The 13,558-nt window shown below is 76.0% G+C and carries 11 protein-coding genes; 7 read left to right on the top strand and 4 right to left on the bottom strand.

Annotation, left to right across the window (positions count from 1 at the left end; genetic code table 11):
• Positions 1 to 73 precede the first annotated feature (73 nt).
• The 7 genes from LGQ04_RS06685 (at position 74) to LGQ04_RS06655 (ending at position 7,166) form a co-directional block, all read left to right on the top strand.
• Positions 74 to 742: a TetR/AcrR family transcriptional regulator gene (locus LGQ04_RS06685; RefSeq protein WP_229242902.1), complete on the top strand. Its 669-nt coding sequence runs from the start codon at positions 74 to 76 to the stop codon at positions 740 to 742.
• A gap of 50 nt (positions 743 to 792) precedes the next feature.
• A complete protein-coding gene (locus tag LGQ04_RS06680; RefSeq protein WP_229242901.1) occupies positions 793 to 1,779 on the top strand; it encodes an ABC transporter ATP-binding protein in 987 nt (328 codons plus the stop codon).
• Positions 1,776 to 3,449: an ABC transporter permease gene (locus tag LGQ04_RS06675; RefSeq protein ID WP_229242900.1), complete on the top strand. Its 1,674-nt coding sequence runs from the start codon at positions 1,776 to 1,778 to the stop codon at positions 3,447 to 3,449. The genes LGQ04_RS06680 and LGQ04_RS06675 overlap by 4 nt, the downstream gene beginning before the upstream one ends.
• Before the next feature lie 128 nt (positions 3,450 to 3,577).
• Complete coding sequence (locus LGQ04_RS06670; RefSeq protein WP_229242899.1) at positions 3,578 to 4,174, top strand: TetR/AcrR family transcriptional regulator; 597 nt, start codon at positions 3,578 to 3,580, stop codon at positions 4,172 to 4,174.
• Entirely contained in the window at positions 4,167 to 4,907 is a 741-nt protein-coding gene (locus LGQ04_RS06665; RefSeq protein WP_267494373.1) for an ABC transporter ATP-binding protein, read from the top strand. The genes LGQ04_RS06670 and LGQ04_RS06665 overlap by 8 nt, the downstream gene beginning before the upstream one ends.
• Before the next feature lie 31 nt (positions 4,908 to 4,938).
• Positions 4,939 to 5,700 carry an ABC transporter permease gene (locus LGQ04_RS06660; RefSeq protein WP_229242897.1) on the top strand — a complete coding sequence of 254 codons (762 nt, stop codon included), beginning with the start codon at positions 4,939 to 4,941 and terminating at the stop codon, positions 5,698 to 5,700.
• Between the two features lie 83 nt (positions 5,701 to 5,783).
• On the top strand, positions 5,784 to 7,166 hold the full coding sequence (locus tag LGQ04_RS06655) for a TrkH family potassium uptake protein (protein WP_308016362.1): 1,383 nt from the start codon (positions 5,784 to 5,786) through the stop codon (positions 7,164 to 7,166).
• Positions 7,167 to 7,178: 12 nt separating this feature from the next.
• On the opposite strand, the gene LGQ04_RS06650 is transcribed toward LGQ04_RS06655, so the two are convergent.
• Genes LGQ04_RS06650 through kdpB form a run of 4 tightly spaced genes read right to left on the bottom strand, consistent with a single transcriptional unit; the run spans position 7,179 to position 13,416 of the window.
• The gene (locus tag LGQ04_RS06650; RefSeq protein WP_229242896.1) at positions 7,179 to 7,883 is read right to left on the bottom strand and encodes a response regulator; all 705 of its coding nucleotides are present in this window, start codon (positions 7,881 to 7,883) and stop codon (positions 7,179 to 7,181) included.
• Positions 7,880 to 10,525 (bottom strand): DUF4118 domain-containing protein, encoded by a 2,646-nt coding sequence (locus LGQ04_RS06645; RefSeq protein ID WP_229242895.1) that lies wholly within the window; start codon positions 10,523 to 10,525, stop codon positions 7,880 to 7,882. The genes LGQ04_RS06650 and LGQ04_RS06645 overlap by 4 nt, the downstream gene beginning before the upstream one ends.
• 12 nt (positions 10,526 to 10,537) lie before the next feature.
• Positions 10,538 to 11,218, bottom strand: a complete 681-nt coding sequence (gene kdpC / locus LGQ04_RS06640; RefSeq protein ID WP_372469984.1) for a potassium-transporting ATPase subunit KdpC — start codon at positions 11,216 to 11,218, stop codon at positions 10,538 to 10,540.
• A gap of 23 nt (positions 11,219 to 11,241) precedes the next feature.
• Positions 11,242 to 13,416: a potassium-transporting ATPase subunit KdpB gene (gene kdpB / locus LGQ04_RS06635; protein WP_443654131.1), complete on the bottom strand. Its 2,175-nt coding sequence runs from the start codon at positions 13,414 to 13,416 to the stop codon at positions 11,242 to 11,244.
• Positions 13,417 to 13,558: the final 142 nt, after the last annotated feature.

Here is a 13,558-nt window from a genome sequence, read left to right as displayed (position 1 = left end):
AGCAACCGCTTCCCCTCTGTCCGGCGCACGACGCGATGGACAGCGGGTTGAACGAACGTTTAGCCTGCTGAACATGCGTTCAACGTCCGTCGACGACCTCACCACCCGCGCCCGGATCCGCGACGCCGCGATCCTGCGGTTCGCGCGCGACGGGTTCGGCGCACCCCTGCGTGCCGTCGCGGCCGACGCCGGGGTGAGCGCCGCGCTCGTCGTGCACCACTTCGGGTCCAAGGACGGCCTGCGCCAGGCGTGCGACGAGCACGTGCTCGCGACCGTGCGGACCACGAAGCGCGACGTCATGACCGACACGGCGGGCGCGATGCCGATGGCCCCGTGGTTCGCCCACGTCGAGGAGTACGCCCCCGCCGTCGGCTACGCGCTGCGCAGCCTGCAGGCCGGCGGGCCGCTCGCGCGCGCGTTCGTCGAGCACCTCACGGCCGACGCCGAGGAGTACGTGCGCGAGGCCGTCGCCGCGGGCGTGCTGCGCCCCAGCCGCGACGAGAAGGCCCGGGCGCGCTACCTCGTGCGGTCCTCCATGGGCGCGCTGCTGCTGTCCCTCACCCTCGACCCGCCCGACTCCCCCGACGACCTCGCGGGCGCGACCCGCCGGTACGTCGACTCGGTCGCCCTGCCCTCGCTCGAGCTCTACACCGAGGGCCTGCTCGCCACGCGCCGGCTGCTCGACGAGTACCTCCTCTACGTCGGCGACCCGCCGCAGGAGCAGGACGCCGCGTCGGCCTGAGCCGACCCGTCCCGCACCCGCCCGGACACCCCAGCACGAGAGGACCGACCATGACCACACCACCGACCACCGCCGTCGAGATCCACGACCTGCGCAAGTCCTTCGGCACCGTCGCCGCGCTCGACGGGCTCGACCTCACCGTCCGCGAGGGCGAGGTCGCCGGGTTCCTCGGGCCCAACGGGTCCGGGAAGTCCACGACCATCCGCGTGCTGCTCGGCCTGCTGCGCGCCGACTCCGGCACCGTCCGCCTGCTCGGCGGCGACCCGTGGGACGATGCCGTCGCCCTCCACCGGCGCCTGGCCTACGTCCCCGGCGACGTCACGCTGTGGCCGAACCTCACCGGCGGCGAGTCGATCGACTACCTCACGCGGCTGCGCGGAGGTCGCCGGGACGGCGCCGCGCGACGACGCCGCGCGGACCTGCTGGAGCGCTTCGAGCTCGACCCGACGAAGAAGGCCCGCACGTACTCCAAGGGCAACCGTCAGAAGGTCGCGCTCGTCGCGGCGTTCACGTCGCCCGTCGACCTGCTCGTCCTCGACGAGCCGACGTCGGGCCTCGACCCGCTCATGGAGGCCGTCTTCACCGAGTGCGTGCGCGAGGCGAAGGCCGCGGGCACGTCGGTGCTGCTGTCGAGCCACATCCTGTCCGAGGTCGAGAAGGTGTGCGACACCGTGACGATCATCCGTGCCGGGCGCGCCGTGGAGTCCGGGACGCTCGACGGGCTGCGCCACCTCACGCGCACCGCCGTGAGCGCCGTCGTCGCGGGCGACGCCGCCGGGCTCGCCGGGCTCGCGGGCGTGCACGACGTGCAGGCGCACCCCACCCCGGACGGCACGCGCGTGGCCCTCGACGTCGACGACACGCACATCGGCGAGGTGCTGGCGGCCCTCGGCGCCCTCGGAGTCCGCAGCCTCACCGCGACGCCGCCCTCGCTCGAGGAGCTGTTCATGCGGCACTACGGCGACGACCTCGCCGCCGACGCGGGCCCGGACGGCGCGGCGGGCGCCGACGCCCCGCAGACGGCGGGTGCGCGATGACCGCGACGGCCGAGCGGACCGCCCCGGCGACGCCCGCCCCGCGGACCACGGGCGGGTCCACCCTCACCGGCACGTGGGACCTCGTGCGGTTCGTCCTGCGGCGCGACCGCGTGCGCCTGGCGGTGTGGACGGCGTCGATGGTCGCGTTCTACGGCTACTTCACGTTCGCGCTCGACACGCTGTTCGCCGACCCGGCCGCGCAGCAGGCCCGCGCCGCCGTCATGGAGACGCCCGCCGGCATCGTCATGGGCGGACCCGGCTACGGGATCGACGACTACTCCACCGGTCCGTCCATGGCGAACGAGGGCATCGTGTGGGTCGTGCTCGCGCTCGCGGTGCTGAGCATCCTCCACGTCGTGCGGCACACGCGCGCCGAGGAGGAGTCGGGCCGCTCCGAGCTCGTCCGGGCGGCGACGGTGGGCCGGCACGCGCCCGCGGTCGCGGCCGTCGTGACCCTCACGGTCGTCAACGCCGTGATCGCCGTCGCCTCCGCGCTGACGATGACGGCGGTCGGCGGGCTCGGCCTCGTCGACTCGCTCGGCATGACCGTCGGGTCGGCGCTGTCCGCGATGGTGTTCGGCGCCGTCGCGCTCGTCCTGTGCCAGGTGACCGCGCACGGGCGGGCCGCGACGGGCGGGAGCCTCGCGGTGTTCGGCGTGGCGTTCGCCGTGCGAGCCGCGGGCGACCTGCGCGAGCTCGGCGGCAGCACGCTCTCCTGGTTCTCCCCGATCGCGTGGGCGCAGCAGATGCGCGCGTTCGTCGACCTGCGCTGGTGGCCCGCGCTCCTCAGCGTCGTGAGCATCGTCCTGCTCCTGTGGCTCGCGTCGGTGCTCGCGTCGCACCGCGACTTCGGCGGCGGCCTCGTGGCGAGCCGCGGCGGCCGGGCGGAGGCGCGCGCGTCCCTGCGGGGGCCCGTCTCGCTCGCGTGGATCCAGCAGCGCTCGGCGCTGCTCTGGTCGGCGCTCGGCCTGGGCCTGCTGTGGTTCGCGACGGGGACGATGCTCCCCGACATCGACGAGATGGTGGGCGACCTCGTCGCGGAGAACCCGGCCATCGCCGCCGTGTTCGGCGGGGACACCGACCAGTTCGCGCTCGCGTTCCTCGACGTCATGCTCCTGTACGCGGTGCTGTGCTGCGCCGCCTACGCGATCGTCATGGCGCTGCGCCCCAAGGCCGAGGAGTCGGCCGGGCGCGCCGAGGTGGCGCTCGCGCTGCCCGTCGCCCGCACGCGCTGGCTCGGCGCGCAGCTCCTCGTCGCGGGCCTCGGGACCGTGGTCCTGCTCGCGGTGAGCGTCTACGCCGTGCGGCTCGGGGCGCTCGCGGTGGACGGCGGCGGGCCCGACGGCGCGGCGTACACCGAGGTCCTCGTCGGCTACCTGCCCGCCGTGCTCGTGTTCCTCGCGCTCACCGCGGCGCTCTACGCGTGGGTGCCGCGCGCGACCGCGGCGGGCTGGGCGCTGCTCGCCTACACGTTCGTGCTCGGGATGTTCGGCGGGCTGATCGATGACCTCCCGGAGGTCTTCTTCTGGCTCTCGCCGTTCCACTGGGTGCCGTCGGCGTTCACCGAGGACCTCGACCCGGTGGCGCTGGCCGGGCTGTCGGTGGTCGTGGTCGGCCTGCTCGTGGCCGCCGTCGTGGGCTTCCGACGGCGGGACGTGCCCGCGGTCTGACGCCGCGCCGTCGGGCACGGCGTCGGACCCTGCCGACCCCCGGGTTGCGCGGCAGTTCCGTCCTGGACTGCCGCATAACCCGGGGTTCGGCGTTGAACCGTCGTGATGTGAGTGACTAACATCGAGTCATGACCTCCGACGACGACCCCCGGGCCGCGCGACGACAGCGCACCGCCGACCGCCTCGTCGCGGCCGCGCTCGACCTGTTCGAGCGGCAGGGCTACGACGCGACCTCCGCGGCGCAGGTCGCCGCAGCCGCCGGGGTCACCGAGATGACGTTCTTCCGGCACTTCGGCGCCAAGGAGCGCGTCGTGCTCGACGACCCCTACGACCCCGTCCTCGTCGAGGCCGTCGCCGCGCAGCCGACGTCGGACCCGCCCCTCGCCCGCACGGTCGCCGGGCTGCGCGCCGCCTGGCGGGACATCCCCGAGGACGCCGTCGAGATCGTCCGGCGCCGCACCCGGGTCGTCGCGCGCACGCCCGCGCTGCGCGGCGCCGTCGGGCAGAACAACGCCCGCACGGAGGACGCCGTCGTCGAACGGCTCGTCGCCGACGGGTGCGACCCCCTCGCCGCGCGCGCCGCCGTCGGCGCGACGCTCGCCGCACTCACCGCCGCCCTGCTCCACTGGGCCACGACCGACGACGACGACCTGGGCGCCGTCGTGCACCGGGCCCTCGACGTCCTGGACCCCCGAGCGACCCTCCCGGGCGGCCACGATGGGTGAGGTGCGCGGTGGCGACGTGGTCGTGCGCGCCGCAGGGCTCGGCCGCCGGTTCGGCGACGTGGACGCCGTGCGCGGCGTCGACCTGGAGGTCCGCGCGGGCGAGGTGCACGCGCTCGTCGGGCTCAACGGCGCCGGGAAGTCCACGCTCATGCGCCTGCTCGTCGGACTCCTGCGCCCGGGCGCCGGCCGCGCCGACCTGTGGGGCGCACCCGCGTGGCGTGCGCCCGCCGGCGTCCGGGCCCGCGTCGGGCACGTCGGCGCGGGCCGCGCGTACGGCGAGCTCACGGTGCGCGAGAACCTGCGCACCGCCGCGCGCCTGCACGGGTGCGGACGCGCCGACGCCGCACGCCGCACCGACGACCTGCTCGCGTCGCTCGCGCTCGAGCGCTGGGCCGACCGCCGCGCCCGCACGCTGTCCGACGGCAACCGGCAACGGCTCGCCCTCGCGTCCGCGCTCGTGCACGACCCCGACCTGCTCGTGCTCGACGAGCCGACGAGCGCGCTCGACCCGGCAGGCGTCGTCGAGGTCCGCGAGACCGTCCTGCGGCGTGCCGCGACGGGCGCCGCGGTGCTCGTGTCCAGCCACCACCTCGACGAGATGGCGCGGATGGCCCGGACCGTCACCGTCGTCCACGACGGGCGCGTCGTCGGCACCCTGCCGCCCGACGGCGTCGACCTCGAACGGCAGTTCTTCCGCACCGTGCACGCCGCGGCGGCGGGAGGCGCACGATGAGCACCGAGGTGAGCACCGGGGTGAGCACCGGGTGAGCGCCGCGCTGGAGGCCGAGACCACCAAGCTCGCCCGGGCGGTCGTCGTGCGCGTCGCCACGGCGGTGCTCGTGGTCGCCGTCCCGCTGCTCGCCGTCGGGTTCGCCGCCGCGGCGGCGGGCGACGGCGACAGCACGCTCGCGCGCAAGGTCCGCCCGATGGTCGCGGGCACGGGCTGGGAGGCGGTGACCGGCCTCACCGGGCAGGTCCTCGCCGTCGCCGCGCTGCTCGCCACCGGCTTCGTCGTGAGCTGGACGTTCGGGCGCGAGCTCGCCGACGGCACCGTCGAGCCGCTGCTCACCTCCCGCACCTCCCGGGCACGCCTCGCGTCCGCGAAGCTCGCCGTCGTGCTCGCGTGGGCCGTCGCGGCGTGCGTCGCCGCGGTCGGCGTCGCGCTGCTCGCCGGGCTCGCCGCCGGGACCCACGGCGGGACCCCGTGGCCCGGCGCGGCGCGGGCCGCGACCGGCGGGGTCCTCGCCGCGCTCACCGCCCTCCCCTTCGGGCTCGTGGCGACGTGGGGCCGCGACGCGCTCGCGGGCGTCGGCGGGGTCCTGGGCGTCGTGGTCGTCACGCAGGTCGTCACCGTCGCCGGTGCCGGGGCGTGGTTCCCCTGGGCCGTCCCCGGCCTGTGGCTCGGCATGGGCGGCCCGGCCGTGACGGTGACCGTCCCGCAGCTCGGCACGACGGCGCTCGTCGGGGCCGCCGCGTGGCTCGCCACCACCTGGTGGTGGGACCGCGCCGAGCTCACCGCCCGTTGACGCGGTCGCGTCCCTGCGGGCGCTGACGTCAGGGTTCCGTCAAGACCGCCGTGCGGGACGTCGTCGTCCGGTAGACCGGCACGGTGCCCCTCCTGCCCGCCCTGCGCCCGCGAGCGCCCCGCCGTCCTGCGACCGTGTCGACGGCGAGCAGACCGGGGCGGCTCGTCGTCGGCGGGTTCGCCGGGGCGGTGGCGGTCGGCACCGTCCTCCTCCTGCTCCCCGTGGCGGCGACCGGGCGGGCGGCCACGCCCCTGGAGGCGCTGTTCACGGCGACGTCGGCGGTGTGCGTGACGGGGCTCGCGGTGGTGGACACGGGGACGTTCTGGTCGCCGTTCGGCCAGGTCGTGGTGCTCGCGCTGATCCAGGTGGGCGGCTTCGGCGTCATGACCGCGGCGTCGCTGCTGGGGCTCCTCGTGTCGCGGCGGCTCGACCTGCGCACGCGGCTCGTCGCCGCCGCGTCCACGCGCAGCGTCGGGCTGGGCGACGTGCGGTCGGTCCTCGTGGGGGTCGTGCGCGTGACGGTGCTCGTCGAGGGGCTGGTCGCGGTGGTCGTCGCCGCCCGGCTGGTCGTCGGGTACGGGTACGCGCCGGGCGAGGCCGCGTGGCACGGCGTGTTCCACGCGGTGTCGGCGTTCAACAACGCCGGGTTCGGGCTGCACCCCGACTCGCTCGTCCGGTTCGTCGGCGACCCGTGGGTCTGCCTCCCGCTGTGCGCGGCCGTGGTGCTGGGCGGCGTCGGGTTCCCGGTGCTGTTCGAGGTCTGGCGGTCGCGGCGGCGCGCTCGCCCGGCCCGCTGGTCGCTGCACACGAAGCTCACGCTCCTCACGACGGCCGTGCTCCTCGCGGGCGGGACGGTGTTCTTCCTCCTCGCGGAGTGGTCGAACCCGCGCACGCTCGGAGCGCTCGGTGTCGGCGACCGTGTCCTCGCGGCGCTCACGCAGTCCGTCATGGCGCGCACGGCGGGCTTCAACTCCCTCGACACGTCCGCGATGCGCGAGTCGACGTGGCTCGGCACGGACGTCCTCATGTTCGTCGGGGGCGGGAGCGCGGGGACGGCGGGCGGCATCAAGGTCGTGACGTTCGCGGTGCTGGCGTTCGTCATCTGGTCGGAGCTGCGGGGCGACCCGGACGTCACCGCGTTCGACCGGCGCGTCGCCCCGGCGACCCAGCGCCAGGCCGTGAGCGTCGCGCTGCTCGGCGTGGCGGCCGTGCTCGTGCCGACGCTCGTCATCACCGCGACGTCGCCCTTCGGGCTGGACCGGGTGCTGTTCGAGGTGACGTCGGCGTTCTCGACGACGGGCCTGTCCACCGGGATCACCGCCGACCTCGCCCCGGGCCACCAGCTCGTCCTCGTCGCGCTCATGTTCCTCGGGCGCCTCGGGCCGATCACGCTCGGCTCCGCCCTCGCGCTGCGGTCCCGGCCGCGGCTCTTCCGGCAGCCGGAGAGCGCCGCGGTCATCGGCTGAGCGCGCCCCCGGTCAGGTCTCGAAGCGGTAGCCCATCCCCGGGGTCGTGAGCAGGTGACGCGGGCTCGCCGGGTCCGGCTCGAGCTTGCGACGCAGCTGCGCCACGTAGACGCGCAGGTAGTGGGTGTCGCGGACGGCGGTCGGGCCCCACACGTCGCGCAGGAGCTGCTCGCGCCCGACGACGCGCCCCCGGTGCCGGACGAGCAGCTCCAGCAGCGCCCACTCCGTCGGCGTGAGCCGCACGGCCTGGCCCGCTCGCGTCACCTCGCGACGCGCGAGGTCGACGCGCAGGTCGCCCGCCTCGACGACGGGCTCGTCGTCCGCGCCCGTGTCCTGGGTCGAGCGGCGCACGGCCGCGCGCAGGCGCGCCATGAGCTCGGGCATCGCGAACGGCTTCGTCACGTAGTCGTCCGCGCCCGCGTCGAGCGCGTCGACCTTGTCGTCGCCGAGCTGGCGCGCCGACAGCACGATGATCGGCACGCGGCTCCAGCCCCGCACGGCCGTGATGACGTCCAGCCCGCTCACGTCGGGCAGGCCCAGGTCGAGCAGCACGACGTCGGGGTGCGCGGCCGCCGCGGCGTCGATCCCGGCGCGGCCGGTCGCCGCCGTCGTGACGTCCCAGCCGTGCACGCGCAGGGTGATCGCCATGGCCCGCAGGAGGCCCGGGTCGTCGTCGACGACGAGCACCCGGTTGCCCCCGCCCGACCGCTCGCTCATGCGTCCGTCCTCTCGTCCACCGTCGTCCCGTCCGGCTGCGTCCCGTCCGGCTGCATCGGTCCGTCGGCCACCGCGACGGGGACCGTCACGACCATCGTCAGGCCGCCGCCCGGCGTGTCCTCGGGCACGAGGCTCGCACCGACGGCGCGCGCGAACCCCTGCGCCACGGCGAGCCCGAGCCCGACGCCGCCGCCGCTCGCGTCCCCGAGCCGCTGGAACGGCTCGAACATGCGCGTCTTGGCGTCGTCGGGCAGCCCCGGCCCGCGGTCGACGACGCGCACCTGCACGCCCGTCCCCGCCGTGGACGCCGTGACGAGCACGCCGGCCGGCGAGAGGCGCACCGCGTTGGCGACGACGTTCGCGACGACGCGTTCGAGCAGCCCCGGGTCGGTGCGCACGAGCGGCAGGTCGTCGGGGACGGCGAGCTCGACGGCGCCCGGGGTGGTGCTCGCGGCGGAGTCGACCGCGGGCGGGACGACCTCGTCGAGCGAGACGGCGCGCAGCGCGGGAACGACGGCACCGGTCTGCAGCCGCGACAGGTCGAGCAGGTTGTCGATGAGCCGTTCGAGACGACCCGTGGAGCTCGCGACGGTCTCGACGAGCGCCGACTCGTCCTCGGGAGCGAGCGCGACGTCGGGGGCGCGCAGCCCGTCCACGGCGGTGCGGATGGCGGCGAGCGGCGTGCGCAGGTCGTGCGACACGGCCGCGAGGAGCGCGGTGCGGGTCGCGTCGGCCTCCGCGAGGACGGCGGCGTGCGCGGCCTGCTCGCGCAGGCGCCGGTACTCCAGCACGATCCCGGCCTGCGCGGCGAACGCCTCCAGCACCTGCCGGTCCCCCGCGGGCAGGGCGCGGCCGTCGAGCACGAGGCGACGGTCGTCGTCGACCCGCACGAGCGTCGTCGTGCCGTCCGCGCCGTCGCCGCGCCCCCCGTCGGGACCCGGGCCGCCGACGCCGCCCGGTGCGCGCACGCTCTCGGCGAGCAGCACCCACCGGTCCCCGGGTCCGTCGCCGGACCGTTCCTCGAGCGCGACGCGGTGCAGCGCGAACGTCTCGGCGAGCCGCGCGACGACGGCCTCGGCGGTGTCCTCCCCGGACAGCACGGACCGGGAGAGCGCGGCGAGCGCCTGCGCCTCCGCGCGGGCGCGCGACGCCTGGACGGCGCGGCGCGCGGACAGGTCGACGACGGACGCGACCGCGACCGCGACGAGCACGAAGAGCAGGAGCGCGAGCAGGTTCTCCGGGTCGGCGACGGTGAGGAACCCGGTCGGCGGGGTGAAGAACCAGTTGATGCACAGGAAGGACACGACGGCGCACGCGAGCGCCGGCCACATGCCGCCGACGAGCGCGACGCCGACGGTGAGCGCGAGGAACACGAGCATCTGCGTGGGCAGTCCCACGAGCTCGGCGGTGCGGTCGAACAGCGCGGTGGCGAGGAGCGGCGCGCCGACGGCGAGCGCCCAGCCGGCGACGCGGCGTCGCGCGGACAGGGGGCTCAGCGCACGTCGGGACACGCGCCCGGCGCGGGCGCGCTCGTGGGTGACGAGGTGGACGTCGAGCGAGCCGGACAGGCGCGCGATCTCGGCGCTCGTGGACCCGAGCAGCGCCTCGCGCCAGCGGGAGTGCCGCGACACGCCGACGACGACCATCGTCGCGTTGGCGCCGCGCGCGAAGTCGACGACCGCCGAGGGCACGTCCTCCCCGACGACGGTGTGGAACGTGCCGCCGAGGGACTCGACGAGCTCGCGGTCGGCCGCGAGCGCCGTCGGGGACGCGCTGGGCAGCCCGTCGGTGGCGAGGACGTGGACGGCGAGCAGCTCGGACCCGGCGGCGCGCTCGGCGATGCGGGCGCCGCGCCGCAGGAGCGTCGCGCTCTCGGGGCCGCCGGTGAGCGCGACGACGACGCGTTCGCGCGCGGGCCACGTGCCGGAGATGGCGTGGTCGGCGCGGTAGCGCACGAGGGCGTCGTCGACCCGGTCGGCGAGCCACAGCAGGGCGAGCTCGCGCAGGGCGGTGAGGTTGCCCTCGCGGAAGTACGACGACAGGGACGCGTCGATCTGCTCGGCCCGGTAGACGTTGCCGTGCGCGAGGCGCCGGCGCAGCGCGTGGGGCGAGAGGTCGACGAGCTGGATCTGGTCGGCGTCGCGCACGACCCGGTCCGGCACGGTCTCGCGCTGCCGCACGCCGGTGATGGCCTCGACGTCCTCGGTGAGCGACTCGAGGTGCTGCACGTTGACGGTCGTGACGACGTCGATCCCGGCGGCGAGGAGGTCGTGCACGTCCTGCCAGCGCTTGGCGTGGCGGGAGCCGGGTGCGTTGGTGTGCGCGAGCTCGTCGACGAGGACGACGTCCGGGGCGCGCGCGAGCACGGCGTCGGTGTCGAGCTCGGTGAGCTCGACCCCGCGGTGCGCGACGGCGCGGCGCGGCACGACCTCGAGGTCGCCGACCTTCGCGGCGGTGGCCGCGCGACCGTGGGTCTCGACGAGCCCCACGACGACGTCGGTGCCGCGGTCGCGGCGTCGGGCGGCCTCGTCGAGCATGGCGAAGGTCTTGCCGACGCCCGGCGCGGCGCCGAGGTAGACGGTGAGCCTCCCCCGGCGCCGCGCGGGCGCCCCGGTCGCCGTGCCCGGCGCCTCAGCGGTCATGTGCGCAGTCCATCACGCGGCGTCGAGCCGTTCGAGCGCGAGGTTGAGCGCGAGGACGTTCACCCGCTCGTCCCCGAGCACGCCGAGCACGCGCCCGGCGGACTCCTGCTCGACGAGCGCGCGCACCACCTGCGGGTCGAGGCCGCGGGCCTCGGCGACGCGCTCGACCTGCTGGTCGGCGTAGGCGGGCGACACATGCGGGTCGAGGCCCGACGCGGACGCGGTGAGCGCGTCCGGCGGGACGTCGGCGGGGTCGACACCGTCCTCGTCGGCGACGGCGGCGCGCCGCTCGTGAATCGTCGCGACGAGGCCGGGGTCGGTCGGGCCGAGGTTCGACCCGCCCGAGGCGAGCGTGTCGTACCCGCCCGCCGAGGGGCGGCCGTGGAACCACCGCGCGCCCTCCCCCGGCTCGCCGAACGACTGCCCCACGAGCGCGGACCCGACGACGGGCTCCCCGCCCGGCCCGGCGTCGTCGGGCGACGTGGCGTGCGAGCCGTCGGAGCGCACGAGCGAGCCGTTCGCCTGCCAGCCGAACGCGAGCTGGCCGACGCCCGTGACCGCGAGCGGGTAGAGCGCGCCGAGGAGCAGGGTCATGAGGAGCAGGACGCGCAGTCCCGCCCAGGACTGGCGGACGAGCGAGACCGCTCCGCCCGCGGTGGACGGGCGCTGCGGGGTGGGCGAGGTGTCGTGCACGGGAGGTCCTTTCCGGGCCCGGGTCACAGGCCGGGGAGCTGGGAGACGACGAGGTCGACGAGCTTGATGCCGAGGAAGGGCGTGACGAGACCGCCGACCCCGTAGACGAGCAGGTTGCGGCGCAGCAGCGCGGACGCCGACGCGGGCCGGTACCGCACGCCGCGCAGCGCGAGCGGCACGAGCGCGACGATGACGAGGGCGTTGAAGATCACCGCGGAGAGGATCGCGGACTCGGGGCTCGACAGGCGCATGACGTCGAGCGCCCCGAGCGCGGGCAGCACCCCCGCGAACATCGCGGGCAGGATCGCGAAGTACTTCGCGACGTCGTTCGCCACGGAGAACGTCGTCAGGGCGCCGCGCGTGATGAGGAGCTGCTTGCCGATCTCGACGATCTCGAGGAGCTTGGTCGGGTTCGAGTCGAGGTCGACCATGTTTCCCGCCTCCTTCGCGGCGGTCGTCCCCGTGCTCATCGCGACGCCGACGTCCGCCTGCGCGAGCGCGGGCGCGTCGTTCGTGCCGTCCCCGGCCATCGCGACGAGCCGCCCGCCCTCCTGCTCGCGCCGGATGAGCGCGAGCTTGTCCTCGGGCGTCGCCTCGGCGAGGACGTCGTCGACGCCCGCCTCGGCCGCGATGGCGCGGGCCGTGGTCGCGTTGTCGCCCGTCACCATGACGCTGCGGATCCCCATCGCGCGGAGCTGGTCGAACCGCTCGCGCAGCCCGTCCTTGACGACGTCCTTGAGCCGGACGACGCCCAGCACCCGCGCGGGCGCGTCACCCACCTGCTCGGCGACGACGAGCGGCGTGCCGCCCTGCGCGCTCACCGTCCCGACGTGCGCGGCGAGCTCGTCGGCCGCACCGCCCTCCCCCGCACCGGCCGCCGTGCCGCCCGTCGCACCGCCCGTGGAGCGCACCCACTGCTCCACCGCGGACCCGGCGCCCTTGCGCAGGCGCCGCACCGCGCCGTCGGGCAGGGGCAGGTCCACCCCGGACATGCGGGTCTGCGCCGTGAACGGCACGAACGTCGCCCCGTCCGGGACCTGCCGAACCCCGGCTTGCTCGTCGTCCGGACCGTTCTCTGCCGCGGAACCCGGGGTTCGGCGGGCGTCGACGAGGTCGACGATGCTCCGCCCCTCCGGCGTCTCGTCGGCGAGCGACGCGAGCCGTGCCGCCGTCGCGAGCTCGGCCGTCGTCACGTCGCCGACGGGCAGGAGCTGCGTCGCGAACCGGTTGCCGTGCGTGATCGTGCCCGTCTTGTCGAGCAGCAGCACGTCGACGTCGCCGGCCGCCTCGACCGCGCGGCCCGACATCGCGAGCACGTTGCGCCGCACGAGCCGGTCCATCCCCGCGATGCCGATGGCGGACAGCAGCGCGCCGATCGTCGTCGGGATGAGGCACACGAGGAGCGCGACGAGCACGACCATCGACTGCTTCGCGCCCGAGTACGCGGCGAACGGCTGCAGCGTCGCCACGGCGAGGACGAACACGATCGTCAGCGACGTGAGCAGCACGTTCAGCGCGATCTCGTTCGGGGTCCGACGCCGCTCGCTCCCCTCGACGAGCGCGATCATCCGGTCGACGAACGTCTGCCCGGCGGGCGCGGTGATCCGCACGATGATCCGGTCCGACAGCACGCGCGTGCCGCCCGTGACGGCCGAGCGGTCGCCGCCCGACTCGCGCACGACCGGCGCGGACTCGCCCGTGATCGCCGACTCGTCGACGGACGCGACCCCCTCGACGACGTCGCCGTCCCCGGGGATCGTCTCGCCCGCCTCGACCACGACGACGTCGCCGACCGCGAGCGACGACGACGCCACCTCGGTCGCGGGCAGGTCGTGCAGCCGCGACGCCGAGACGAGCGTCGCCTCGGTCGCCGCCCCCGCCGTCAGGACACGACGCGCGGTCGTGCTCTGCTGCGTCGCGCGCAGGCTCGACGCCTGCGCCTTGCCGCGCGCCTCCGCGACCGACTCGGCGAGCGTCGCGAACAGCACGGTGGCCCACAGCCACGCGGTGATCCACCACGCGAACGCCGACGGCTCCACCGCCGCGAGCACCGTCGTCGCGACGGCGCCCAGCTCGACGACGAACAGCACCGGCGACCGGTACAGCACCCGCGGGTCCAGCTTGCGCAGCGCCGGCACGAACGCCGCCCGCAGCTGCGCGGCGGTGAGCGCCCGACCCGGCCGACCGCCGTCGGGCACCCCAGCACCCGGCCGCCCCGCGCCGTCGGGCAGCGCACCGCCCTGCTGCGCACCATCGGAGTGAGCACCCGCGGCGTCGGGCACGGTGGCGTCCGCAACGGCGACGGAAGAGAGGGCGCCCGGGGTGGAGCGGACGGGGGCG

The organism is Cellulosimicrobium marinum (assembly GCF_020551945.1).
Taxonomy (GTDB): Bacteria; Actinomycetota; Actinomycetes; order Actinomycetales; family Cellulomonadaceae; genus Cellulosimicrobium; species Cellulosimicrobium marinum.
This window is presented reverse-complemented; position numbering and strand designations above follow the sequence as displayed.

Bases quoted from the DNA above. Each gene is read 5' to 3' on its own strand.
- LGQ04_RS06680 (WP_229242901.1), top strand. From the start codon at position 793: ATGACCACACCACCGACCACCGCCGTCGAGATCCACGACCTGCGCAAG.
- LGQ04_RS06670 (WP_229242899.1), top strand. From the start codon at position 3,578: ATGACCTCCGACGACGACCCCCGGGCCGCGCGACGACAGCGCACCGCC.
- LGQ04_RS06645 (WP_229242895.1), bottom strand. From the start codon at position 10,525: ATGACCGCTGAGGCGCCGGGCACGGCGACCGGGGCGCCCGCGCGGCGC.
- LGQ04_RS06665 (WP_267494373.1), top strand. From the start codon at position 4,167: ATGGGTGAGGTGCGCGGTGGCGACGTGGTCGTGCGCGCCGCAGGGCTC.
- LGQ04_RS06675 (WP_229242900.1), top strand. From the start codon at position 1,776: ATGACCGCGACGGCCGAGCGGACCGCCCCGGCGACGCCCGCCCCGCGG.
- LGQ04_RS06685 (WP_229242902.1), top strand. From the start codon at position 74: ATGCGTTCAACGTCCGTCGACGACCTCACCACCCGCGCCCGGATCCGC.
- LGQ04_RS06650 (WP_229242896.1), bottom strand. From the start codon at position 7,883: ATGAGCGAGCGGTCGGGCGGGGGCAACCGGGTGCTCGTCGTCGACGAC.